The organism is Massilia sp. Masssp93, from assembly GCF_059491295.1.
In genome coordinates this window covers 6,332,668-6,357,856 of the sequence record NZ_CP168502.1, presented here as the reverse complement: position 1 = coordinate 6,357,856, position 25,189 = coordinate 6,332,668, and the positions used below count along the sequence as shown (strand labels likewise).

The window sequence follows — 25,189 nt, the reverse complement described above, 5'->3', positions numbered from 1 at the left end:
CGCCAGCGTGGTGCCAGGAAGAAAAACTTACATTAAAATCAGGTGCTTATTTTGGTGCCGTACCACCCAGCAACTACTATTGTATGTTGGAACGCCGGGTGATGTAAAAAATATCGACGGACGTTGTTGTCAGAAGAAACTTTCCGGAATGACCAGAACGTCACCCGGTCGCATCGGCACGTTGGCCGAAATGTCGCCCTCTTTGATCAGGTCGTCGAGGCGAACGTTGAACCGTTGTTGTTTACCATCCACGTTACGGATCAGGCTGGCGCGATTGCCCGCCGCGAATTCCGTGGTGCCGCCGACGGCGATCATCACGTCCATCAAACTCATGTTCCGGCGGTAAGGCAGCGCCTGCGGCTTCGTGGCCTGGCCGATCACACGGATCTGCTCGTCGTAATTGCCGACGAAGGTCGTCACGACGACGGTGACGACGGGCTGCTGGATGTACTTGGACAGGGCTTTTTCGATATCGCGGGCGAGCGCGGTCGAGGTTTTGCCGGCGGCCGGCAGGTCTTCGACGAGCGGCGTCGTGATCTTGCCGTCCGGACGCACCGGCACCGACATCGACACTTCCGGATTGCGCCAGACGATGATGTTCACGGCATCTCCCGGCCCGATCAGGTATTGGCTGTCGGTCACCTGCGTCTCGATCGGCTGTTGGCCGCGCGTTGCGCAACCACCCAGCGCCAGCGCGCATGCGGCGGCGAGCACGATCGCCGAATGTTTCACCAGGTTCGCCTTGTACTTGCCCACGTCAGATCCCTTTCGGTAAAGCCGTTGTTATAAAGCCATTAACAGCTTCGTATTGTATAACATAGTGCCCAACGAAAAGACTGCGCACAATAGAAATTGTGTTTGATCATGACGCGCTTGCCGCTTTTCTGCTTACTTCTTCTGCAACAGCGCGCGCACGTAGTTGGCGGGGATGGCATACGTGATCCCGCTCGGCGCCGTGATCGCCGTCTCCTTGAGCCCTTTCACGAACACGGCATTGATCACGCCCAGCACCTTGCCGGTGGCGGGATCGTACACGGGGCTGCCGCTGTTGCCGGGATACGCAGTCCCGTCGAGCTGGAAGATATTGAAGGGTGCGCGTTGCAGGGCCGCGATCTGGCGCGGATCGAGGCTGCGGGCGCCGAGCGAAGGACGGACGATGGGCGTGATGGCCGCCAGGGTCGCCCGGTGCGTGGCCGCGTGCAGGCCCAGCGCCATGGCGAGCGGGAAACCCGTCAACGCCAGCTCCTGCCCTTCCTGGGCCGTATCCGAATCGCCCAGTTCGAGCGCGGGCAAGGGCGTGCCGCTGAGACGCAGGTGGGCCAGGTCGTGTTCGTTGTCGCGCGCCACCAGCGCGGCCGGCCGGAAGCGCACCCCTTCGCCATCCGGCAGCACGATGCCGAGCTGTTCGATGTTGCCGTCGGCCGGCGTGGCCGGGACGACGTGGGCATTGGTGATGACGTCCAGGCCGTCGCCGACGACGAAACCGGTGCCGACGAAGACCGTCGACGGGCTGCGGGTCCGCTCGAACGTGCCGACACCCACGACGGAACGTTTGATGGTCGGGACGATCGTCCTCAGGTCGGTTGCCGCGGCCAGCCCCGGCAGGGCGCAGGCGGACAGCACAAGTACGCCCAGCACGGTCGCCACACGGCGCCGACGGGGGTGGGAAGACGGGTTGACGGGAGCACGCTCCCTATTTCGAAGCGGCATCAACCGTGCACCCCCTTTTGCATTTTAGACATTACAATAAAGCGCTTGAACTTGAGCAATTGCTGCGCCGCTAGTCTACGCGATGAGATCGCTCAACGCACTGCGCTGGCGTTGAAGGCATACAACGGTTTAACGGATTTTTATTAAATCCGTGCTAATAATTCACGGATGTTAAGCAAAAACCCGCATGGTCCTCAGATTGCTTGGCGGCATTAGTGTTGCAGATGAGGCACTTCCGAATGGGCTCACCATATTTTTCTCGCGTGTAATTGCAATTGCTCGGGGTACAAGCGATCATGCGAGGTATTTGATTATTTTTTGGCCCCCTCCCGAAAGGTAGCGGGCCGTTCATGGCGAGACTGACGAGATGGCAGAGATCACAGCCGTACTTCTTAACTTCCTCAAGGCGATTGGCAAATACCGTTGGCATGCCGTCGTCATTACCTGGGTTGTCGCACTGATCGGCTGGGTGGTGGTGTTGCGCCTGCCCAATCAGTACGAAGCATCGGCACGCGTCTATGTCGACACGCAGAGCATCCTGAAACCATTGCTGTCGAGCATGACGACCGTGCCCAACCTGGAGCAGCAAGTGATGTTCATGCGCCGTACGCTGATCAGCCGCCCGAACGTCGAGCGCCTGATGCGCATGGTCGACCTCGACGTCAAGGCCAAGGACAGCAAGGAACACGACAAGATCGTCGATGAACTGATGTCGAAGATCAAGGTCTCCGGCACGGAGCGCGACGACATCTACACGCTGACCTATGTCTCCGACAGTCCCAAGCTGGGCAAGGACGTCGTCCAGTCGCTGCTGACGATCTTCGTCGAAGGCAGCTTCAGCGGCAAGAAGCAGGATTCGGAAAAGGCGGTCCAGTTCATCGACGACCAGATCAAGACCTATGAAGAAAAACTGGCCGCGGCCGAGAATTCGCTGAAGGAATTCAAGCTCAAGAACCTGGGCATGCTCCCGCGCGAAGGCGGCGGCAGCGGCGACTTCGGCGGCCAGTTGCTGCAGGCGAACGACCAGCTGAGCCAGGCCAAGCTCGAGCTGGCCGAAGCGGAACAGGCACGCAACGCGATCCGCCACCAGATCGACGGCGATCCGGCCAAGCCGGGCACCGTGACGGTCGACCCGGCCCTCGTCGACCCGGAACTGGAAGCGCGCATCGCGACCGCGCAAAAGAACCTGGACATGCTGCGCCTGCAGTTCACGGAACAGCATCCGGACGTGATCGCCAACCGCCGCCTGCTCGACCAGTTGCTGGCGCAGAAGGCCGACCTGGCCAAGCACAAGAAGCGCAGCCTCGACCCGGGCGCCAGCTACAGCCCGATGCTGCAGCAGCTGAACGTGGCGCTGTCGCAGGCCGAGGCGCGCGTGGCGTCGATGCGCGCCCGCGTCGCGGAATACGAGAACCGCGCGGCACGCCTGCGCAGCCAGAGCACGACGGCGCCGGAAATCGAGGCCCAGTTCGCCCAGCTGAACCGCGACTATGCGGTCAACCGCGAAAACTATCAGAAGCTGGTCGAACGCCGCGAATCGGCGCGCCTGTCGGGCGACCTGTCGTCCGCCACCGACATGCTGACGTTCCGCGTGATCGATCCGCCGACCGTGCCGAACCATCCGAGCGGCCCGAACCGCCTGCGCCTGTTCTCGCTGGTGTTCGCCGGCGCCCTCATCGCCGGCCTGGCCGTCGCGTTCCTGATGAGCCAACTGCGTCCGACGTTCCTGAGCCAGAGCACGCTGCGCGACGTGACCGGCCTGCCGGTGCTCGGCTCGATCGGCATGAACTGGACGCCGGAGCAGACCGTCAAGCGCAAGCGCCGCCTGGTCGCGCTCGGGGGATCCGTGTTGCTGCTGTTCAGTGCCTATGGCATCGGGATGGCCGCAATCCTGGTCCGCCCCACGCTTTAAGATTAAGGAGTACACCGTGAGCATCATCGAAAAAGCGGCAAGCCGGATCGACCTGCAGCGCAACGCGCCCGCCGTCGCCAAGCCAGCGGAAACGGCCGCGGTCGACGCCATCGAGGCGGCCGGCGCAGCCGCGCCGAACGCGCCCGTGGCCCTGGCACCGGTCGTGGCGCCGGAATCGGCCAAATCCGCGGCCAAACCCGCGACCGCACCCGCAGCGGCGCCCGCGGCAGCCGAGGCCGATTCGCGCCCGGCGCAGAAATTTTCGACCCGCCGCGTCGAACTGGACCTGAACCGCATGCGCGACCTGGGCATGGTCACGGCGGCCGGCGGCCGCACGCGCCTGCTGGAAGACTTCCGCGTCATCAAGCGCCCGCTGCTGCAGCGCGCGTTCGCCGAACGCGCCGCGGGCGAAAAGCCGGGCAACCTGATCATGGTGACCAGTTCGCTGCCGGGCGAAGGCAAGACCTATTGCGCGATCAACCTGGCGATGAGCATCGCGATGGAACTCGACCACACCGTGCTGCTCGTCGACGCCGACGTCGCGCGCCCGTCGGTGCTGCGCTCGCTCGGCCTGCCTGCGCACCGCGGCCTGATGGACATCCTGCTGGACGACAAGATCGACATGGCCGACGTCATGCTGCGCACGAACGTGGACACGCTGTCGATCCTGCCTGCCGGCACCAGCACGCCGCGCGCGACCGAGCTGCTGGCCAGCTCCGCCATGAGCACGCTGGTGAACGAGATCGCCAACCGCTATCCGGACCGCGTCGTGATCTTCGATTCGCCGCCGCTGCTGCTGACGAGCGAATCGCGCGTGCTGGCCTCGCACATGGGACAGATCGTGATGGTGGTCGAAGCGCAGACGACGACCCAGCACGCGGTCAAGGAAGCCCTGCACCAGCTGGAAGGCTACCCGAACGTCAATCTCATCTATAACAAGACCAGGGACTTCCCAGGCATCGAAGAAACGTATGACTATCACTACGGCTAATTTGTCCGCTCACCGGTTGGTCAAATGGCCTGGCAGCGCCGCGCTCCGGCTCACGCCGCTTGCGCTGGCGGCGATGCTGCTGTCGAACGACTGCCGGGCAGAATGGAAAGTCACGCCCGTCGTCCAGTTGCGTGAATCGTATTCCGACAACGTCGGCAACGTGGCCGACGAACAGGCGCGCGGCAGCTTCATCAGCGAGGCGGCGCCCAGCCTGACCGTCACCGGCCTCAGTCCGCGCCTCAAGTTCAACGCCAGCGCGGAATGGCGCAAATACGCGTACAGCAACACCGATACGACCAATGCGCGCAGCAATGACCGCCGCTACTCGATGACGGCCGAGGCCATCGCCATCAAGGAATTGCTGTACGTGGACGCCAGCGCCAACGGGTCGCGCCAGGCGGTGTCGGCGTTCGGCCCGCTGCCGAACAATTCGTTTGCGGCCAACAACGGCACGAACATCCGCACCTGGAGCATCAGCCCCTACCTGCGCCACCGGTTCGGTTCGACGGCCACGCTGACGGCCCGCCTGGCGCGCGACTCGGTCGAGGGCGGCAGCGGCAACGGCTTCGGCAACAGCCTGGCCAGCACGCGCGCGATCGACCTGGTCAGCGGCCCCGCATCCCCCGATCTCGGCTGGAACGTGCACTATTCGCACCAGGACATGAGCGCCCAGCGCACCGGCAATACGACGACCGAGAACAGCCTGGCGGGCCTGCAGTACCGCGTCGCGTCGCACCTGAGCCTGACCTCCACCGTCGGCTACGACAAGTACGAATACCACGCGCTCTCCGAAAACACGAGCGGCCCCAGCTGGTCGGGCGGCTTCATCTGGCAACCGTCGACGCGCACCAAGGTCGAGGCGTCGTTCGGCCACCGCTACTTCGGCAAGACGGGATCGTTCGACGCCAGCTACCGCACCCAGCGCAGCATCTGGGCGCTGACCTATGCCGACATCGTCACGACGACGCGCTCGCAATTCCTGCTGCCGGCCGCGTTCGACACGGCCGCCATGCTGAACCGCCTGCTCGCCGGGAAGTACCCGGACCCGGTCGTGCGCGAGCAGGCCGTGCAAGCGGTAATGGCGCAGGCGGGCCTGCCGCCCACGCTGGTCGACAGCATCAACTACCTGAGCAACCGCTACATGCGCAACAAGCGCTTGCAGGGCTCGGTCACGTTCAAGGGCGCGCGCAGCAGCCTGCTGCTGTCCGTGTTCAAGGAACGTACGGAAGCCCTGTCGCTGCAGCAGGAAGACAGCACGCTGCTGCCGACGCAGCTGAGCTCGCTGAACGAAGACACCGACCAGCACGGCGCCAACGTGAATGCCGACTACAAGCTGTCGACGCGGACCTCGGCGCACGCCAGCCTGTACGGCGCGAAGGTGAAATCGCTGCGGACCGGCATCACCAACGACATCCGCCAGCTGAACGTGGGCATGAGCAGCCGCTTCAACACCAAGATCAACGGATCGCTCGACCTGCGCCACTCCAAGGGCCGCATCGGCGTGTTCGACAACCGCGACTACCACGAGAATGCCATCGTGGCGACGCTTTCCGTCCAGTATTGAGCCCGCGGAGGCATACGATGTACGAGTCTTTCTACGGATTTTCCGCCAAACCTTTCCAGCTGCGTCCGGACCCGCATTTCTTCTTCGGCAGCAAAGGCCACAAGCGCGCCATGGCCTACCTCGAGTACGGCCTGTCGCAGGGCGAGGGTTTCATCGTCATCACCGGCGAAGTCGGTGCGGGCAAGACCACGCTCGTGCGCAACCTGTTCAACCGGCTGCCGTCCGACCAGATCCTGGCCGCCCACATCGTCAACACGCACCTCGACCCGGACGACACGCTGCGCATGGTCGTGTCGGCATTCGGCCTGCCGTATGAAGGCGCCAGCAAGACGGACCTGCTCACGCGCCTGGAAAAATTCCTGTGCGACGTCGACCACCAGGGCAAGCGCGCCCTGCTCGTGATCGACGAAGCGCAGAACCTGTCCGCGCGCACGGTCGAAGAACTGCGCATGCTGTCGAACTTCCAGACCGACGACAAATCGCTGCTGCAGACCTTCCTGCTCGGCCAGCCGGAATTCCGCGCCACCCTGCACAGCCCCGGCATGCAGCAGCTGCGCCAGCGCGTGATCGCCAGCTACCACCTGGGCCCGATGGATGCGCAGGAAACCCGCGCCTACGTCGAACACCGCCTGGCGACCGTCGGCTGGAAGGGCGACCCGTCGTTCGACGACGGCGCCCACGCCGCGGTCTACGCCTACAGCGGCGGCATCCCGCGCAAGGTCAACACGCTGATGGACCGCGTGCTGCTGATGGGCTATCTGGAAGAGATGCACGCGTTCGGCGAGCAGGACATCAACACCGTCGTGAAGGACATCAGCGAGGAATTCGACGTGCCAGATCCGGTCGGCACGCCGGCGCCGGACACGCTGCCCGACGCCGCTCCCGGCACCGACCTGGACACGGGCTACCGGACCGACCTGCATCCGGCCGGCCTGCGCACCATCGACCAGCGCAACGGCGAACGCCGCGCCAGCAGCGTCGAAGTGCTCGACGAACGCATGATGCGCCTGGAGAAGTCGATCGTTTCCGTACTGTCGATCCTGAAGAAGATCGTCGCCACGCCCCAGGGGGCGGTAACCCAGCCTATGGACAACCAAGAATGAACATGGTCGAACTCGCCCCGCGGCCCGTGCCGGCCCCGGGACAACGCATCCGCAATGCGATGACCTGCGACGTCGAGGATTACTTCCAGGTCTCCGCGTTCGCGCCCTACATCGATCGCGCCAGCTGGCCGAGCCGCGAATGCCGCGTCGAAGCGAACATGGAGCGCATCCTCGCGCTGTTCGAGCGCCACGATGTGCGCGCCACCTTCTTCACGCTGGGCTGGATCGCCGAGCGCTATCCGCAACTCGTGAAACGCATCGTCGCCGCGGGCCACGAACTGGCCAGCCACGGCTACGGCCACCTGCGCGCGTCGGACCAGACCCGCGCCGAATTCGCCAACGACATCCGTTCCGCGAAAGCGCTGCTGGAAGACATCGGCGGCCAGGCCGTGCTGGGCTACCGCGCGCCGAGCTTCTCGATCGGCCGCGACAACCTGTGGGCGCTCGACGAACTCCTGGACGCCGGCTACCGCTACAGCTCGAGCATCTACCCGGTCGTGCACGACCACTACGGCATGCCGGAAGCGCCGCGCTTCGCGTTCTACCCGAACGGCACGGACGGCCTGCTGGAAATCCCGATCACGACCGTGCAGATGATGGGCCGCAACCTGCCGGCCGGCGGCGGCGGCTATTTCCGCCTGCTGCCGTATGCGCTGTCGCGCTGGATGATGGCCAAGGTCAACCGCGATGACGGCCAGAGCGCCCTGTTCTACTTCCACCCGTGGGAAGTCGATCCCGGCCAGCCGCGGCCAGAAGGCCTCGGCGCCAAGGCGCGCTTCCGCCACTACATCAACATCGACCGGATGGAACGCCGCATCGAATCCCTCGCGCGCGACTTCGCGTGGGATCGCATGGACCACATCTTCCTGAACCGCCCATGAACTCGATCATCGAAGCCGCCGCCGCCAAACGGGCCGCCCCCGTCCTGGCCACCTCGCCCATGACGCTGCACACGCTGCAGCCGCACGAATACGGCCGCTGGGACGCCTTCGTGCGCGCCTGCCCGGACGCCACCTTCTTCCACCTGTCCGGCTGGCAGAAGGTGATCGAAGGCTCGTTCGGCATCAAGACCTGGTTTTATTACGTGCAGCAGGACGGCCAGATCCTCGGCGTGCTGCCGCTCGCGGAGATCAAGAGCCGCCTGTTCGGCCACTCGCTCGGCGCGATGCCGTTCTGCGTGTACGGCGGCCCGGCCGCGACCAGCGATGCGGCCCGCACGATGCTCGACGGCGCCGCGCACGAACTCGCGCAACGGCTCGGCGTCGGCCACCTGGAATACCGCGGCATGCAGCGCTTCCACCCGGACGACGCGGCGTGGCACACGAAGGAGCTGTACGTCACGTTCAGAAAAGAGATTTCCGGCGACGACGAAGCCAACATGAATGCCATCCCGCGCAAGCAGCGCGCGATGGTCCGCAAGGGCATCAAGCTGGGCCTGCGCGGGGAAGTCGATGCGAACGTCGACCGCCTGTTCGAAGCGTATGCGCGCAGCGTGCATCGCCTGGGCACGCCGGTATTCCCGAAAAAATACTTCGCCATGCTGCAGGAAGTCTTCGGCAACGAATGCGAAGTGCGTTCCATCGTCACGGAAGACAACCGCCTCGTGGCCGCCGTGCTGTCGTTCTACTGGCGCGACGAAGTCGTGCCCTACTACGGCGGCGGCACCGACCTCGCGCGCGAAGTGGCCGGCAACGACTTCATGTACTGGAACTTGATGCAGGCAGCGGCCGCGCGCGGCTGCCGCCTGTTCGACTTCGGCCGCAGCAAGCTGGGCACCGGCGCCTACGACTTCAAGAAGAACTGGGGCTTCACGGCGCAGCACCTGCCGTACGAGTACAAGCTGTATGGCGCGAGCGCGCTGCCGGACAACAATCCGCTGAACCCGAAATACCAGCTGTTCATCAAGATGTGGAAGAAGCTGCCGCTGCCGGTGGCGAACTTCATGGGTCCCTACATCGTCCGTAATCTGGGGTGACAAGGAAGACATCGTGGAAGACCTGCTGCTGCTGATCCACCGGATCCCGTACCCGCCCAACAAGGGCGACAAGATCCGCTCGTACCACCTGCTCAAGCACCTGGCGCGGCACTATCGCGTGCACCTGGGCACCTTCGTGGACGATCCCGACGACTGGCAATACGTGCCGCACGTCGAGGCGCTGTGCGCCAGCAGCCACTTCGCCGGCATGAAGCCCCTGCTGGCGCGCGTGCGCAGCCTGCAGGCGCTGGTGAAGAACCGCTCGCTCTCGCTCGAATACTACCGCGACGCTTCGCTCGCGCGCTGGGTCGACGACACCGTGGCGAAACATAAAATCGAGCGCGTGCTCGTGTTCTCGTCGGCGATGGCGCAGTACGCCGACCCGTACCGCTCGGCGCGCCGCGTCGTCGACTTCTGCGACGTCGACTCGGACAAGTGGCGCCAGTACGCCGACCAGAAATCGTGGCCGATGAACTGGCTGTACCGCTACGAGGCGCGCCAGCTGCTCGCGTACGAACGCCGCGTGGCGCGCGACTACGACGCGTCGCTGTTCGTCTCCGCGCCCGAGGCGGAGCTGTTCCGCCAGCTCGCGCCGGAAAGCACGGCCAAGATCGGCCACTTCAACAACGGCGTCGACACCGATTACTTTTCGCCCGACCAGCCGCATGTGAATCCGTATGCGGCCGGCGAGCGCGCCCTCGTGTTCACGGGCGCGATGGATTACTGGCCCAACGTGGATGCCGTGCAGTGGTTCGCGGCCGACATCTTCCCGACGCTGCGCGAGCGCTTCGCCGACGTCAAGTTTTATATCGTGGGCGCCCGTCCGGCGCCGGCCGTGCAAGAACTGGCGAAGCTGCCGGGCGTCGTCGTGACCGGCACCGTGCCCGACGTGCGGCCGTACATCGCGCACGCCGCCGTCTCGGTCGCACCGCTGCGCATCGCGCGCGGCATCCAGAACAAGGTGCTGGAAGCGATGGCGATGGCGACCCCGGTCGTCGTGTCGCCGCAGGCGCTGGAAGGCATCGACGCGGTGCCGGGCAGCGAACTGGTACTGGCCGAGGATGCCGCCGCCTTCGTCGACGTCGTCACGACGCTGCTGGCCGGCCAGGACAGCGCCGCCGCCGCGATCGGCGCGGCCGCCCGCGCCAAGGTCCAGCGCCGCTACAGCTGGTCCAGCAACCTGGCCTGCATTGGGGAGAGTCTCGAATGTTCCTGAAACCGCCGCCCGGTGTGATGAACGCCACCGCCACCCCCATCTCGCGCCAGGCTACCTTCCTGATCGTGCTGGCCCTGCTCGCGCCATTCCTGCTGTACCTCGGCACGGTGCGCTCGATCATCTCGGTGTGGAACAGTTCCGAAACGTTCGCGCACGGCTACGTGATCCTGCCGATCAGCCTCTGGCTCGTGTGGCGCCGGCGCGAGAATTTCAGCCTGTATCCGCCCAAGCCGTGGCCGCCCGCGCTGCTGCTGCTGGCGGTGCTCGGCGCCGGCTGGCTGGCCGCGCAGCTGGGCGAGGTGCAGGTCGTGTCGCAATACACGTTCGTCGCGATGTTCCCCGTCGCCGCGCTGGCCCTGTTCGGCCCGCGCCTGGCCGGCTCGCTCACCTTCCCCCTGCTGTTCCTGCTGTTCGCGGTGCCGTTCGGCGAGATCTTCGTCGCCCCGCTGATCCAGTTCACCGCCGACTTCACCGTGTGGGCGGTGCGCGCCACCGGCATCCCCGTGCTGCGCAGCGGCACCCGCTTCGAACTGCCGACCGGGAGCTGGTCCGTCGTCGAGGCCTGCAGCGGCGTGCGCTACCTGATTTCCTCGATCACCCTGGGCAGCCTGTACGCCTACCTGACCTATCGCTCCACGGCGCGGCGCGTGCTGTTCGTCGCCCTGTCGATGGTCGTCCCGGTCATCGCCAACGGCCTGCGCGCGTACATGATCGTGATGATCGGCCACCTGTCCGGCATGGAGCTGGCGACGGGCGTCGACCACATCATCTACGGCTGGCTGTTCTTCGGCCTCGTCATGTTCGTCATGTTCTGGATCGGCAGCTTCTGGCGCGAGGACATCGTCGCCCCATCGATGCCGGCGCCGACGACCATGCCCGCATCGGTCGCGCACGGCGCGGGGACGCCGCGCCGCCTGCCGGCGATGGTGGCCGGCGTCGTGCTCGTGTGCGCGTTCTGGCCGGCGCTGGCGCTGCTGGGCGAGCGCGCCAACCACAACCCGGCGCCGGTGCGCCTGGCCGACGTCGCCGTCACCGCACCGCGCACCGCCGACTTCGCGGACTGGAAGCCCTTCTACATGACACCGGACGCGCGCTTCCACCAGGCCTACCAGGCAGGCAGCCTGCCCGTCAGCCTGACCATCCTGTACTACCGCAACCAGGACCCGGAAAAGAACCTGATCAGTTCCATGAACCGCCTGAACGGCTACGAAGACGCCTGGCACGAGGTCGAAAGCGCAGCGCGCAGCGAGACCGTGGCCGGCACGCCGCTCACGCTGCACGAAGGCGTCCTGCGCACGCCGCAGGGCGCGATCATGGTCTGGGCCTTCAAATGGGTCGGCGGGCACTACACGGGCAGCGACTACGTCGGCAAGCTGTGGCAGGCCGCGAACAAGGCCATGCTGCGCGGCGACGACGGCGCCGCCGTGATGCTCGCGGTCCCGTACGACAACGACAAGGAACGCGCGCGCGCCGCACTGCACCGCTTCCTGGCCGATCAGGGCACCGCGCTGGACCAGGCGCTGAACGCGACCCGAACTCACCAATAACGCGACCACAAAAACGGAAATCCAGACCATGCGAGTCCTGCACGTCCTCGACCATTCGATCCCGCTGCACAGCGGTTACACCTTCCGCACCCGTTCGATCCTGCGCGAGCAACGCGCGCTCGGCTGGGAAACCTTCCACGTCACCGGCGCCAAGCAGAATGCCGGCGACATGCTGGAAGAAACCGTCGACGGCCTGCACTTCTACCGCACGCCGGAATCGAAGGGCGCGCTGGCGAAGATGCCCGTGCTGAACCAGGTGAACGTGATCGACGGCCTGGCCAAGCGCCTGGCCGAGATCATCCCGCTCGTGAAACCGGACGTCCTGCACGCGCACTCGCCGTCGCTGAACGCGATCGCCGCGCTGCGCGCCGGCAAGCGCTTCAACATCCCGGTCGTGTACGAAGTGCGCGCGTTCTGGGAAGACGCCGCCGTCGATCACGGCACCAGCACGGAGAACGGCCTGCGCTACCGCCTCACGCGCGCGCTCGAGACCTATGCGCTGAAGCAGGCCGACGCCGTCACCACCATCTGCGAGGGCCTGCGCAAGGACATCGTCGCGCGCGGCGTCGCGGCCGAGAAGGTCACGGTGATCCCGAACGCGGTCGACATCGAAAAATTCTCGATGGGCGGCACGCCGGACCTCGCACTGAAACAACAACTGGGCCTGGGCGACGCGCGCCTGGTCGGCTTCATCGGCTCGTTCTATGCCTACGAAGGCCTGGACGTGCTGCTGCGCGCCGTGCCCAAGCTCATCGCGCGCATGCCCGACCTGCGTGTGCTGCTCGTCGGCGGCGGCCCGCAGGACGCGCCATTGCGCCAGCTGGCGAAAGACCTGAACATCGCCGACAGGGTCGTGTTCACGGGCCGCGTGCCGCACGACCAGGTCAACAAGTACTACGACCTGCTCGACGTGCTCGTGTACCCGCGCCTGTCGATGCGCCTGACCGACCTCGTCACCCCGCTCAAGCCGCTGGAGGCGATGGCGCAGGGCCGCATCCTCGCCGCCTCCGACGTCGGCGGCCACCTCGAGCTGATCGAGGATGGCAAGACCGGCGTGCTGTTCGGCGCCGACGATCCGGATTCGCTGGCCGACAAGGTCGGCGCCCTGCTGGCCGCGCACGACACGTGGCCGCAGCTGCGCCAGGCCGGCCGCCGCTACGTCGAGACGGAACGCAACTGGAAGGTCAGCGTCGGACGCTATCCGGCCATCTACGGCCGCCTGACGCAAAAGGCCCTGGCGGCATGATGGAACGTCGACGATGAACGCGCCCGCACCTGCGCTCACGCCGGCCGGCGTCGACACGCGGCCGCTGGTCGTGCACCTCGTGTATTCGCTCGGCGTGGGCGGCCTGGAGACGCTGCTCGTCGACTGCATCAACCGCATGCCGGCCTGGCGCCACGCCGTCGTCTGCCTGACGACCTACACGTCGTTCGCCGACCGCATCGCCCGGCACGACGTCGAGCTGCATGCGCTCGGCAAGCCGCCCGGTCTCGGCCTCGGCACGCACCTGACGTTCTGGCGCCTGATGCGGCGCCTGCGCCCGACCGTGCTGCACACGTATAACCTGGCCGCGCTGGAATACGCTTTTACCGCCACGCTGGCCGGCGTCCCCGTGCGCATCCACGCGGAACACGGACGCGACGCGAGCGACCCGCACGGCCTGAACCCGAAACACAACTTCCTGCGCCGCCGCCTGGTCCCGTTCGTCGACCGCTTCATTCCCGTGTCCGAAGACCTGAACCGCTGGCTCGGCGACGTCGTGCGCATCCCGACCGACAAGACGCTGTTCATCAAGAACGGCGTCGACACGGACAAGTACGCGCCCGGCGGCACGCCAGCCGCGGACGCGCCGTTTCAAACGGGCGACATCGTGATCGGCACCATCGCGCGCATCCAGGACGTCAAGAACCACCGCGCCCTCGTCGACGCGTTCGCGCAATTGCGTGCCCGCCTGCCCGACCTGGCGCCGCGCCTGAAACTCGCGATCGTCGGCGACGGCCCGCTGCTGCCGGCCGTGCGCGACCAGGTGGCACGCCTCGGCCTCCTTGATGCCGTGTGGCTGCCCGGCGCACGGTCCGACATCGCCGCCATCCTGCACACGTTCTCGGTCTTTGCGCTGCCCTCGCTGGCCGAAGGCACGCCCGTCTCGATGCTGGAAGCGATGGCGTGCGGCCGGCCCGTCGTCGCCTCGCGCGTCGGCGGCATTCCGGAAGTCGTCGACGACGGCGAACAAGGCCTGCTGGTGCCGGTCGGCGACGTCGGTGCCCTGACCGACGCGCTGGCCCGCTACGCGCAGGACCCGGCCCTGGCACGCACGCACGGCAGCGCGGCGCGCGCGCGCGTGCTGGACCGTTTCAGCCTGCGCGCCATGGTGGCCGCATACGGCGTCCTGTACGACGAACTGTGCCTGAACAAGGCACACTGACGCGTTACCGTTTCACCCATATACAAGCAAGAAAGCCAACATCATGTGCGGAATAGTCGGAATCTTTGACACCCAAGGCAACCGGGAGATCGACCGCGAAGCGCTGCGGCGCATGAACGAAAGCCAGCACCACCGCGGTCCCGACGAAGGCGAGCTGTATCTGGAAAAAGCGCTGGGCATGGGCCACCGCCGCCTGTCCGTGATCGACGTGGCCACCGGCCAGCAGCCGTTCCTGAACGCCGCGCGCGACGTGGCGCTCGTGTTCAACGGCGAGATCTACAACTACCGCATCCTGCGCGACGAGCTGATCGCGCTGGGCCACGTGTTCCGCACCAAGTCCGACACGGAAGTCGTCATGAACGCCTGGCTTGCGTGGGGCGAGGACTGCGTGCGCCGGCTGCGCGGCATGTTCGCGTTCGGCGTGTGGGACCGCAAGAAGCAGACGCTGTTCCTCGCGCGCGACCACGTTGGCGTAAAACCGATGTTCTATTCGCTGCTGCCCAGCGGCCTGTTCGTGTTCGGCTCGGAACTCAAGTCGATCATGACCTTCCCCGAACTGTCGCGCAAGCTGAACCCGCGCGCCGTCGAGGATTACTTCGCCTACGGCTACGTGCCGGAGCCGAACACGATTTTCCATAACGCTTATAAACTCAGCCCCGGCCATTCGATCCTGCTGAAGGTCGGCGACCGCGCGGTGCAGCCGAAGCGCTGGTGGGACCTCGCCTTCAACGTCGCGCCGGCGCGGCCGGAGGCGGACGTCGAGGCCGAACTGATCGACCGCGTGCGCGAAGCGGTGAAGAGCCAGATGGAATCGGAGGTGCCGCTGGGCGCCTTCCTGTCCGGCGGCGTCGATTCCAGCGCCGTCGTCGCGATGATGGCCGGCGCCAGGGACGGCACGGTCAGCGAGGGCGTCACCACGTGCTCGATCGGCTTCGACGATCCCGAGTTCGACGAAACCCAGTACGCCATGCAGGTGGCCCAGCGCTACCGCACGCACCACCACGCGCAGATCGTCGACAAGGACGACTACGGCCTGATCGACACGCTCGCGCACCTGTACGACGAACCCTTTGCCGACAGTTCCGCGATCCCGACCTACCGCGTGTGCCAGCTGGCGCGCCGCCACGTGACGGTGGCGCTGTCGGGCGACGGCGGCGACGAGAACTTCGCCGGCTACCGCCGCTACCGTTTCGCGATGGCCGAGCACAGCGTGCGCTCGAAGGTCCCGGAAGCGATCCGCAAACCGCTGTTCGGCACCCTGGGCAGCCTGTACCCGAAGGCTGACTGGGCGCCGCGCGTGTTCCGCGCCAAGACGACGTTCGAGGCGATCGCGCGCGACCTCGTCGAGGGCTACTTCCACGGCGTGTCGCGCCTGACCGACCGCCAGCGCAACCAGCTGTTCTCGGATACGTTCAAGAGCGACCTGCAGGGCTACCGCGCGATCGACGTGATGCGCGCGCATGCCGCCCAGGCGCCGACGGACGATCCGCTGTCGCTGATCCAGTACCTCGATTTCAAGACCTGGCTGCCGGGCGACATCCTGACGAAGGTCGACCGCGCCAGCATGGCCCACTCGCTGGAAGTGCGCGTGCCGCTGCTGGATCACGAATTCTGCGAATACGCGGCCACCCTGCCCCCGAGCCTGAAACTGCGCGGCGGCGAAGGCAAGTACATCCTCAAGAAGTCGCTGGAGCCGCATCTGCCGCACGACATCATGTACCGGTCCAAGAAGGGCTTTTCGATCCCGCTGGCGGCCTGGCTGCGCGGCCCGCTGCGCGAGGCGGTGCGCGAGGCCGTGCTGGGCGCGCGCCTGGTCGATACCGGCATCTTCAACCGCCGCTACCTGGAACAGCTGGTGTCCCAGCACCACGCGGGCACGGCCGACCACAGCGTGGCACTGTGGTCGCTGATGATGTTCGACGCGTTCCTGCGCGTCAGCGCCGGCGCTTAGAGCCTGCCCAGGCAGGGTGGGCTCACCGAGCCCACGCGTGACGCCAACCCACCGCATGCCTCGCGCGTGGGCACCGGGGTGCCCACCCTACACCAGCACTTCCAGCGCCGCCGGGTGCCCCAGGAAGGCGCCCGGGCTGGCGGACGGGCCGTAGGCGCCCGACTGGAACACGACGACCAGGTCGCCGACCTGCGCATGCGCCAGCTCCATCCGGTCGGCCAGGATGTCGAGCGGGGTGCACAACGGCCCCGTCACGCTGGCCGGGCCGCTGTCGACCGGCGCCACGCGGTTGCCCACGGCGACCGGATAATTCTTGCGGATGACCTGCCCCAGGTTGCCCGAGGCGGCCAGGTGGTGGTGCATGCCGCCATCCGTCACGAGGAAGACTTCACCGCGCGAGACCTTGCGGTCGACGACGCGCGTCACGTAGACGCCGCATTCGCCCACGAGGTAGCGGCCCAGCTCCAGCGCCAGTCGCGCCCGCGGCAGCGCCGTGGTCAGCTTTTCCAGTTCGGGCGCCAGGCGCGCGGCGATGGGCGCCACGTCGAGGCGTTCCTCGCCCGGAAAATACGGGATGCCGAAGCCGCCGCCGATGTTCACCTGGCGCACCGGGACGGGCGCCGCGTCGGCCAGGCGCAGCGCGAGTTCGATGCTGCGGGCCTGCGCGTCGATGATGGCGTCCGCACGCAGGCTCTGCGAACCGGCGAAGATGTGGAAGCCCTGGAAGTCGACGGCCAGCCCGGCCGCGACGCGCAGCAGGCGCGGCACCTCCTCCGCGTCGATGCCGAAAGGCTTGGCGCCGCCGCCCATCTTCATGCCGGACGATTTCAGTTCGAAGTCCGGATTCACGCGCAAGGCGACGCGCGGCGCGATGCCCAGCAGGTCGCCGATGCGCGCGAGGGCCATGAGCTCGCGCTCCGATTCGACGTTCACGCACACGCCGGCGGCCACCGCCTGCGTCAGTTCGGCGTCCTGCTTGGCCGGGCCGGCGAAGCTGATGCGCTCGGGCGCCATGCCGGCATCGAGCGCCGTTTTCAGTTCGCCGCCGGACGCGACGTCCAGGCCGTCGACGAGGCCGGCCATGTGCTGCACGAGCGCCGGCATCGGATTCGCCTTGATCGAGTAATGCAGCAGCACGCCTTGCGGCAGCTGGGCGCGCAGGTCGCGCACGCGCTGCGTGCACAGGGCGCGGTCGACCGCGAAGAACGGCGTGCGGCCCACGCGCTGCGCGAGCCGGGTCAGCGGGATGCCGCCGACCTGCAACACGTCGTCGACGACGGAAAAAAGGATCTGCGGCGCGTGGCGCGCGCGGTTACTTGCTGTCATGATGCGTCGTTCGTTTGCAGGGTAAGCCGCAACAGGTTGCGGTCGATCTTGCCGTTCGGGTTGCGCGGCAGCGGGCCGGCGCGCAGGTCGATGTGGGCCGGCACCATATAGGCCGGCAGGCGGCGCTTGCATTCGGCCAGCAGCGCGGCACCGTCGATGACGCCTTCCTCGACGGGCACGGCGATCACGGCGATCGCCTGGCCCAGTTGCGGATGGTCGATGCCGAAGGCGGCCACCTCGGCGACGAGACCGGTCGCGTGCAGCACGGATTCGATCTCGGTGGGGCTGATGCGGTAGCCGGACACCTTGATCATGTCGTCGCTGCGGCCGATGAAGTACAAATAGCCGTCGGCGTCGCGGCGCACCGTATCGCCCGACCACACGGCCAGTTCCGGCACGGGCAGGCCAGGGTCCCGGCCGGGCGCGGGACGGAACCGCTGCGCCGTGCGCGCCGGATCGTTCCAGTAGCCGAGCGCCACGAGCGCGCCGCGGTGCACGAGTTCTCCCGGTTCGTCGGGGTCGCACGGGCTGCCATCCGGACGCACGACGAGGATCTCGGCGTTCGGGATCGCGCGGCCGATCGAATCGGGACGGCGCGCCACTTCCGCCGGCGGCAGGTAGGTGGAGCGGAACGCTTCCGTCAGGCCGTACATCAGGAAGATCTGCGTGTCCGGCAAGACTTCGCGCAGCGCCTGCACCGTCGGCACCGGCATGGCGCCGCCGGAATTCGTGATGAAGCGCAGCGTGCAACCCGCCGGCCACGCCAGGCGCGCCAGCGCGATCCACAGCGGCGGCACGGCGGCCAGGCCCGTGATGCGCTCGCGCGCGACCATCGCCACGATATCCTTCGGGAACAGGTAGTTCATCAGCACGACGCTGGCGCCGCGCATAAAGGCCGTCGTCAGCTGGGACAGGCCGTAGTCGAAGCTGAGCGGCAGCACGGCGAGCAGGCGGTCGTCCGCGCGCAGGTCCAGGTAGCTCGCGACGCTCTGCGCACCCGCGACCATGTTCCGGTGCGACAGCACGACGCCTTTCGGCTGCCCCGTGCTGCCCGACGTGTACAGGATCGCGGCGACGTCGGTGTCGATGCGGCGGTGCGGCGCGACGTCCACGTCCACGTCCACGTCCGCGGGCCAGGCCAGCACCGGCAGCGCGGCGGATGCGGGCGCCGCATCGCCGTCGGCCAGCAGCACGGCGCGCACATCGGGGCAGCGTTCGAGCACGGGCGCCAGCTGCGCGAGGCGCTCGGCCGTCGTGGCCAGCAGGCGCACGTTGCAATCGGCGAGGATGTAGGCGACCTGCTCGGGCTTGAGCAGCGGATTGACGGGCACGAACACGCAGCCGGCGGCGGCGGCGCCGAACATGGCGGCCACGTTCTCGATGCGCTTTTCCATGTACACGGCCACGCGCGCGCCGGGTTCCAGTTTCGCATCCAGCAGCAGCGCGGCGACGGCGCGCACCTGCGCGGCGAGCTGCGCGTAGCTGCAGCGCTTGTCGCCATAGGCGAGAGCTTCGGCGGCGGGCGTGCGCGCCGCGCTGTCGAACAGGGAGTCGTGGATCAGGTGGTTCATCAATGCCATGGGTTCTGCCGGCGGGCGTGGTCGGGCAAACGCCAATCTTACCAGTTCGTCTCCGTCAAGTCGTAGAGGAAGCGCTCGCGTCGTCGTCGCCGGCGCGACAAGGTCCATGTTGACTTGGCATGGGAAAGGTGCTCTCATTCGTGGCTCAGCTCACCGCTTCACGATTGCCGCGCCGTGCACACGCTTCCTCGCGCCATCGACCAAGGATCGACAACATGAACAAACCCCGCGCGAACGAAATCGATCTGCTGCGCTTCCTGGCGGCGCTTGCGGTCGTGCTTTTCCACTATGCGTTTCGCGGGTATGCCGCGCACAGTTCCAGCATGCCCTATCCGTTGCTGGCACCGGTCGCCAAATACGGGTGCTATGGCGTCGAACTGTTTTTCCTGATCAGCGGATTCGTGATCCTGATGAGCGCCTCGAGCGGAAGCCTGAAGCATTTCGTCATCTCGCGCATCGTGCGCCTGTACCCCGCCTTCTGGGTCTGCTGCACCCTGACGTTCCTGATCCTGCTGTTCTTTGGCAGGAACGCGCCCACGCTGGTCCAGTATGCATCGAACATGACGATGCTGAGCGGTTTCAGCGTCATGCAGAAGATCGCCCCGGTCACGCAGATCGACGGCTCGTATTGGTCGCTGGTCGTCGAGATGCGCTTCTATGCCCTCGTGGCGGTGCTGCTCCTGCTGCGCCAGATCCATCGCGCGGAACTCTTCCTCACCGGCTGGCTGGTCGCGGTCGTCCTGTTCGAACTGACCGGGATGGAACACCTGCGCGAGGTCCTGATCGTCGACTATGCCGCCTATTTCATCGCCGGCGCGATGATGTATCAGGTCTGGTCGCATGGGATGTCGTGGCTGCGCCTGGGCGTGATCCTCGGAAGCTGGGCGCTGGCGCTGTACGAAAGCGCGATCCGCGTGCCGAAATTCGAAGCCGCCTCGCACACGACGATGGACCTCGGTGTCGTCCTGTTCCTGGTCTCCGCATTTTTCGTCGTGATGCTGGTGGTGGCGCTCAAGAAGTCCGGCTGGTTCGGCCGCCGCAACTGGATGGTGGTCGGCGCCCTGACCTATCCCCTCTATCTGGTGCACCAGGCCATCGGCTACGTCGTCTTCAACCACTTCTACCCCGGATTAAATCCCCATGGGCTGCTCTGGGGGACGGTGGTCGTGATGATCGCCGTCGCCTACGCGATCAACGCCCGCGTCGAGCAGCCCGTCGCGGGCGCGTTCAAGCACCGGTTGAACCGCTGGTGGGATGCGGGGCGCGCCGTTTTCGTGCCCGTCGTCCGTCCCACGCTGGATTGACACCGGCGTTCGCACGACGCCGAACAGCGGCGCAAGCAGCGACCGGTACCGCTTCGTGCGCCGCTCCGTCAACTCGCCCATGCCCACGACGCCGAGCAGCAGCAGGCCACAGAACGGCAGCGCCGCCTGCACGCCCAGGCCGTTCCAGATCAGGACCGCCAGCGGCATGTGGAACACGTACATCGAGAACGTGAAACTGGACAGGTAGCGGATCGCCGCTTCGCATTTCAGCAACAGGCCCATGCCGAGCGAGCCGGCCGCCAGGAAGTTCAATGCGACGATCAGGCCGAGCAGGAAATCGCCGACGAACTGGTTCGATCCGCGCGTAAGATCCATCGCCTCGGGCCAGATGCCGCGCATGGCTTCGCGGATGCGCGCGCCGACGTCGATCCAGAAGAACGCCAGTCCGGCGCCGAGCGTCAGCCCGAAGATCCACAGTGCCGTCCTGCGGTCGATGACCGTCATCTTCCGGTGCAGATACACGCCGAGCAGCCACACGGGCATCAGCAGCAGGATCTTCGGCCCCGCGATCACGGCGGCGCACAGCAGCAGCAGCCGGCTGGGGTGATAGCACCAGATGCCGAACAGGATGTAGTACCAGACTTCGTAGTTCAGCGACCAGAACGGGCCGTTGTACGGCAGCGCGACATTGGTCCACGTCTGCGCGAAGAAGGTCATGTTCAACGCCACGTCCAGCGCGTCCGACCCGCGCGTGCCCGCGTACTGCATCGCGTGCACGCCGAATGCGGACAGCAGCACGGACAACGCGGCCGCGCCCAGCACGACGGGATAGATGCGGGCGGTGCGATGGTGCAGGTAGCCGCGCAATCCGAGTTCCGGACGGGACGCATGCGAGATGACGAAGCCGGACAGCACGAAGAAGATGACGACGGCGGCATGGCCGGGCCACGGCAATGGATGCCTGGGGAAGGCGAGCACCCACAGGTGGGACAGCACGACGAGGGAGGCGGCGCCGAAGCGCACCAGGTCCAGATACACCGAGAGCCCGAGCGGGATGTCGCGTTTCATGATGGAGGTGGCTGGTTGTGGAACGGTTGAATACCCGCGGCTGCGGCGCGTTACGGATTAAATCCGCCCGTACGTACAATCCAACAAATTGTAGCATTGAAATTAACTTAATTAATTTTGTTGCAATTTAGCCGCAATTAGCCGGCACCGGCCCCGGAAACGTGCGTGTTATATTAAGTGCATGCCGTCAACAACCGCTCCACCGTCCGCCCGCCGCGCCATCCCTCCCGTGCCCGTGCTGTCGCTTGCCGCATTCACGGGCGGGCGTCGTGCCGCGCTGCCGTCGCTGCTGGACGGCGCGGACGTGCGTCTCGTCACGAGCGGCCGGATCGCGATCGGTCTCGCGCTGCGCGCGCTCGGCGCGGGCGCGGGCGACGTCGTGCTGGTGCCGGCTTACCACAGTCCGTCGATGGTCCCGCCTGCGCACTGGTGCGGCGCCGACGTCGCGTTCTACCGCATCCGTCCGGACACGGCGCCCGACCTGGCCGACATCGAAGCGCACCTCGCCAAAGGCCGCGTCAAGGCGATCCTCGCCACCCACTTCTTCGGCATCCCGCACGACCTGGGGCCGCTGCGCGCGCTGTGCGACCGCCACGGCGTCGGCCTCGTCGAGGATTGCGCGCACGCCTTCTTCGGCGCGCGCGACGGCGCCGCGGTCGGCAGCGTGGGCGATTATGCGATCGGCAGCACGATGAAATTCTTCCCGATCTATGAAGGCGGCTGCCTGGTGTCGCACCGGCACCGGCTGGACGTGGCCTTGCACGGCGCCGGTGCCGGTTTCGAGATGAAAGCGGCGCTCAACGCGCTCGAAGCGGCCTTCGCCTACGGCCGCCTGCCCGTGCTGCGGCTGCTGCTCGCGCTGCCGCTGCGCCTGAAAAGCGCGCTGTGGAACGCGCGCAAATCGCGCGCCGCGAACGGCACCGCCGCGGCAGCGCCGGCGTCCGCGCTGGCCCCGTCGTCGTCGGACAGCAGCTTCGAGTTCGATGCGCGCTGGGCCGACAAGCGCTCCTCCTGGTTTTCGCGCGCGGTACTGCGCTGCGTGTCGCCCGCGCGCATCGTCGCGCGGCGCCGGCGCAACTACCAGGAACTGCAGCGCGCGCTGGACGGCGCGCCCGGCTGCCGTCCCCTGATGACGCGCCTGCCCGACGGCGCCTGTCCGTGGATGTTCCCGCTGCTCGTCGATCGCCCGCAGGCGGTATTCGACGCGCTGCAGCGCGCCGGCGTGCCGATGACGCGCTTCGGCGCGACCTTGTGGCCGGGCGTGGACGCGAGCGTGTGCGCCAACAGCGCGGACCTCGGCCGGCGCCTGATCGCCTTCCCCTGCCACCAGGCGCTGGACGACGCGGAACGGGCCTGGCTGCACGCGCAGGTGCGGCAGGCGCTCGAAGCCTGCGCGGCGGTGCCGGCATGAGCCCGACCGCCGCGCATTGGACCGTCGTCCCCGCGCGCGACTTCGCGCGGCACGCCGCACGCTGGCAGCGCCTGCACGCGGCCGGTGCCGCGTCGCCGCTGCTCGCCGCCGACTTCGTGCAGGCCCTGCTCGACGTGTTCGGCACGGGCCGGGAATTGCTGGCCTGGCACGGCGACGACACGGACGCGATGACGATCGTGACGCCCGGCCGCCGCGGCGTCTGGAACACGTTCCAGCCGGCCCAGGCACCCGTCGGCCTGTGGCTGCAGGCCGACACCCGTCCCGCCGACGGCCTGCTCGCGGGCCTGCTGCAAGCCCTGCCCGGCCCCGCGCTGATGGTCGGCCTCACGCAGTGCGACCCGATACTCATGGCGCGTCCCGGCGGCGCGCGCAGCTTCGATTACATCCGGACGGCGCGCATCACGGTGCAGGGCAGCTTCGACGACTACTGGCTTGCGCGCGGCAAGAACCTGCGCAGCAACCTCAAAAAGCAGCGCAACCGCCTGCGCCAGGACGGCATCGCCACGCGCCTGGAAATCGTGCGCTCGCCGGACGACATGGCGGCCGCCGTGGCCGACTACGGCAAGCTGGAGACGAGCGGCTGGAAGGCCACCGAAGGCACCGCCGTCGATGCGGCCAACGACCAGGGCCGCTTTTATCGCACGATGCTGGAAGCGTTGGCGCGCCGCGGCGCGGCCAGCGTCTATCGCTACTGGTTCGACGGCCCCGCCGGTCCGCATCTGGCCGCGATGGATCTGTGCGTCGAAGGCGGCGGCTGCATCGTGATCCTCAAGACGGCCTACGACGAAGCGCTCGGACCGCAGCTGTCGCCGGCCCTGTTGATGCGCGAGGAAGCGACGCGCGGCCTGTTCGACGAAGGACGTTTCGAGCGCATCGAATTCTATGGACGGGTGATGGAGTGGCACACCCGCTGGACCGACGAGATCCGCACGATGTACCACCTGAACGGCTACCGCTGGCCGCTGCTGGGCCGCTTGCACGCGCTGGCCGCGCGCAAAAAGGGAGACAGCGCGCGCGTCAGCGCTGCGCCGCCAGCGCCTGCCGCAGCTGCGCCAGGCTCATGAATTCTCCGCCGACCTCGTCGCGGAACCACGCGCAGTAATCGTGCACGTTGGCGATCAGGCGTTCCAGGTCTGCCTCGCTGCGCACGTACGGCGTATGGCCCGGCATCAGCGACGGGCTGTGATACGTCAGCGAAAACACCTGGCAGCCGCCGGCGAGCAAGGCATCGGTCAGGCGCCGCATCTCGGCGCCGCTCGCCACTTCGGGACTCAGGCGCACGCGTTCGAGCGCGCGCGAACGCGCCAGCACGCCGCCGAGACGCGCGCGCCGCGCCCAGGGGCCCTGGGCGACGTCATATAAACGCTGGCCGAAACGGCGCAGCCAGCCGCAATACCCCGTGGTCACGGGCAGTTCGAGCAGCTCGCGCTTCCCGGCCTGGAACCAGTACGGATGTTCGTCGAATGCGCGGAAATCCGGCCCGCCGTCGGCCGTGAAGGCGCTGTACGGGACGACGCTCGCATCGACGTCGTAGCCGAGCGACGCGATCGATTCCGCGGTGTGCGGACCGAGGCCGTAGCGGCCCGCCTTGAACGCGAGCGGCTGCTTGCCGAACGCGTCGACGATGGTCTCGGTGAGGAGGCGCAGCTTGTCGTATTCGAGCTGGCGCGGCAGGTTGCCGCCATACGAATTGAAATCCGACAGCGCCTCTTCGTAAGGCGGCGACACCCACGGATGCAGGTGCGCGCCGATCTCGCAGCGGCCGGCATCGAGCAGGCGGCGCAAGGTGGCGACGGCGGCCGGCGTCGTCGCGACGGGCCAGTCGACCATGTACGTGGGGATGATGCCGAACTTGTCGAACACGCGCGCATGCATCAGCGGCTGCCTGGCGATGGACGTGGTCCCGATGGCGCTGCGGTTGAACGGTTGATCCCAGGCGAATTCGCCCTCGGTGTCGACGATTACGAGCAGGACCGGACGCTGTCCGGGTGCCAGTTGCGCCGGCACTTGCTGAGCTTTTTCTAACATTACTTGGGCCGTTAAAAGTATTGCAATCCTAGCACAATGTGTTTGTCGCCCGGAAATCAATCGTGTGGCAATCCGCCCCTGCTGCACGCACGAAT

General features: G+C 66.8%; 19 protein-coding genes and 1 pseudogene. 14 read left to right on the top strand and 6 right to left on the bottom strand.

The window, feature by feature from the left end; translation table 11 throughout:
* Positions 1–129: 129 nt before the first annotated feature.
* Together ACEN9Q_RS26595 and ACEN9Q_RS26590 are read right to left on the bottom strand one after the other, a co-directional pair.
* A complete protein-coding gene (locus ACEN9Q_RS26595; RefSeq protein WP_082548125.1) occupies positions 130–756 on the bottom strand; it encodes an XrtA/PEP-CTERM system exopolysaccharide export protein in 627 nt (208 codons plus the stop codon).
* 132 nt (positions 757–888) lie between these two features.
* Complete coding sequence (locus tag ACEN9Q_RS26590) at positions 889–1,638, bottom strand: S1 family peptidase (RefSeq protein ID WP_495626608.1); 750 nt, start codon at positions 1,636–1,638, stop codon at positions 889–891.
* A gap of 439 nt (positions 1,639–2,077) precedes the next feature.
* Here ACEN9Q_RS26590 and ACEN9Q_RS26585 point away from each other — a divergent pair, with 439 nt between their 5' ends.
* Genes ACEN9Q_RS26585 through ACEN9Q_RS26535 form a run of 11 tightly spaced genes read left to right on the top strand, consistent with a single transcriptional unit; the run spans position 2,078 to position 16,395 of the window.
* Positions 2,078–3,622 carry an XrtA system polysaccharide chain length determinant gene (locus ACEN9Q_RS26585; RefSeq protein ID WP_495626607.1) on the top strand — a complete coding sequence of 515 codons (1,545 nt, stop codon included), beginning with the start codon at positions 2,078–2,080 and terminating at the stop codon, positions 3,620–3,622.
* A gap of 16 nt (positions 3,623–3,638) precedes the next feature.
* Positions 3,639–4,613: an XrtA-associated tyrosine autokinase gene (locus ACEN9Q_RS26580; protein WP_495626606.1), complete on the top strand. Its 975-nt coding sequence runs from the start codon at positions 3,639–3,641 to the stop codon at positions 4,611–4,613.
* Positions 4,594–6,177, top strand: a complete 1,584-nt coding sequence (locus ACEN9Q_RS26575) for a TIGR03016 family PEP-CTERM system-associated outer membrane protein (protein WP_495626605.1) — start codon at positions 4,594–4,596, stop codon at positions 6,175–6,177. The genes ACEN9Q_RS26580 and ACEN9Q_RS26575 overlap by 20 nt, the downstream gene beginning before the upstream one ends.
* A gap of 17 nt (positions 6,178–6,194) precedes the next feature.
* Positions 6,195–7,280, top strand: coding sequence for an XrtA/PEP-CTERM system-associated ATPase (locus ACEN9Q_RS26570; protein ID WP_495626604.1), 1,086 nt, complete (start codon positions 6,195–6,197; stop codon positions 7,278–7,280).
* Positions 7,277–8,161: an XrtA system polysaccharide deacetylase gene (locus ACEN9Q_RS26565; protein WP_229412770.1), complete on the top strand. Its 885-nt coding sequence runs from the start codon at positions 7,277–7,279 to the stop codon at positions 8,159–8,161. Before ACEN9Q_RS26570 ends, ACEN9Q_RS26565 begins: the two co-directional genes overlap by 4 nt.
* Positions 8,158–9,255 (top strand): FemAB family XrtA/PEP-CTERM system-associated protein, encoded by a 1,098-nt coding sequence (locus ACEN9Q_RS26560; RefSeq protein ID WP_495626603.1) that lies wholly within the window; start codon positions 8,158–8,160, stop codon positions 9,253–9,255. The genes ACEN9Q_RS26565 and ACEN9Q_RS26560 overlap by 4 nt, the downstream gene beginning before the upstream one ends.
* 13 nt (positions 9,256–9,268) lie before the next feature.
* Complete coding sequence (locus ACEN9Q_RS26555; protein WP_495626602.1) at positions 9,269–10,471, top strand: TIGR03087 family PEP-CTERM/XrtA system glycosyltransferase; 1,203 nt, start codon at positions 9,269–9,271, stop codon at positions 10,469–10,471.
* Complete coding sequence (xrtA, locus tag ACEN9Q_RS26550) at positions 10,462–12,018, top strand: exosortase A (protein ID WP_495626601.1); 1,557 nt, start codon at positions 10,462–10,464, stop codon at positions 12,016–12,018. Before ACEN9Q_RS26555 ends, xrtA begins: the two co-directional genes overlap by 10 nt.
* A gap of 28 nt (positions 12,019–12,046) precedes the next feature.
* The gene (locus ACEN9Q_RS26545) at positions 12,047–13,264 is read left to right on the top strand and encodes a TIGR04063 family PEP-CTERM/XrtA system glycosyltransferase (protein ID WP_056445074.1); all 1,218 of its coding nucleotides are present in this window, start codon (positions 12,047–12,049) and stop codon (positions 13,262–13,264) included.
* A gap of 13 nt (positions 13,265–13,277) precedes the next feature.
* Positions 13,278–14,444, top strand: a complete 1,167-nt coding sequence (locus ACEN9Q_RS26540; protein WP_495626600.1) for a TIGR03088 family PEP-CTERM/XrtA system glycosyltransferase — start codon at positions 13,278–13,280, stop codon at positions 14,442–14,444.
* A 43-nt stretch (positions 14,445–14,487) separates the two neighbouring features.
* A complete protein-coding gene (locus ACEN9Q_RS26535; RefSeq protein WP_495626599.1) occupies positions 14,488–16,395 on the top strand; it encodes an XrtA/PEP-CTERM system amidotransferase in 1,908 nt (635 codons plus the stop codon).
* Positions 16,396–16,482: 87 nt separating this feature from the next.
* Here ACEN9Q_RS26535 and ACEN9Q_RS26530 read toward each other — a convergent pair whose 3' ends face one another.
* Positions 16,483–17,721 (bottom strand): pyridoxal-dependent decarboxylase, exosortase A system-associated, encoded by a 1,239-nt coding sequence (locus ACEN9Q_RS26530; protein ID WP_495626598.1) that lies wholly within the window; start codon positions 17,719–17,721, stop codon positions 16,483–16,485.
* The gene (locus ACEN9Q_RS26525) at positions 17,718–19,292 is read right to left on the bottom strand and encodes an acyl-CoA ligase (AMP-forming), exosortase A system-associated (protein WP_495629000.1); all 1,575 of its coding nucleotides are present in this window, start codon (positions 19,290–19,292) and stop codon (positions 17,718–17,720) included. Before ACEN9Q_RS26525 ends, ACEN9Q_RS26530 begins: the two co-directional genes overlap by 4 nt.
* Positions 19,293–19,516: 224 nt before the next feature.
* Between ACEN9Q_RS26525 and ACEN9Q_RS26520 the strand changes: the two genes are divergently transcribed.
* Complete coding sequence (locus ACEN9Q_RS26520) at positions 19,517–20,605, top strand: acyltransferase family protein (protein ID WP_495626597.1); 1,089 nt, start codon at positions 19,517–19,519, stop codon at positions 20,603–20,605.
* 93 nt (positions 20,606–20,698) lie between these two features.
* Here ACEN9Q_RS26520 and ACEN9Q_RS26515 read toward each other — a convergent pair.
* Positions 20,699–21,634 (bottom strand): annotated as a pseudogene (locus tag ACEN9Q_RS26515) (acyltransferase family protein); the annotation flags it as partial.
* A 181-nt stretch (positions 21,635–21,815) separates the two neighbouring features.
* Here ACEN9Q_RS26515 and ACEN9Q_RS26510 point away from each other — a divergent pair.
* Positions 21,816–23,045 (top strand): aminotransferase class I/II-fold pyridoxal phosphate-dependent enzyme, encoded by a 1,230-nt coding sequence (locus ACEN9Q_RS26510; protein ID WP_495626596.1) that lies wholly within the window; start codon positions 21,816–21,818, stop codon positions 23,043–23,045.
* Complete coding sequence (locus ACEN9Q_RS26505; protein ID WP_495626595.1) at positions 23,042–24,130, top strand: GNAT family N-acetyltransferase; 1,089 nt, start codon at positions 23,042–23,044, stop codon at positions 24,128–24,130. The genes ACEN9Q_RS26510 and ACEN9Q_RS26505 overlap by 4 nt, the downstream gene beginning before the upstream one ends.
* Here ACEN9Q_RS26505 and ACEN9Q_RS26500 read toward each other — a convergent pair.
* On the bottom strand, positions 24,084–25,094 hold the full coding sequence (locus ACEN9Q_RS26500; RefSeq protein WP_056445110.1) for a polysaccharide deacetylase family protein: 1,011 nt from the start codon (positions 25,092–25,094) through the stop codon (positions 24,084–24,086). The two genes, ACEN9Q_RS26505 and ACEN9Q_RS26500, sit on opposite strands and share 47 nt — an antisense overlap.
* Between the last annotated feature and the right edge of the window lie 95 nt (positions 25,095–25,189).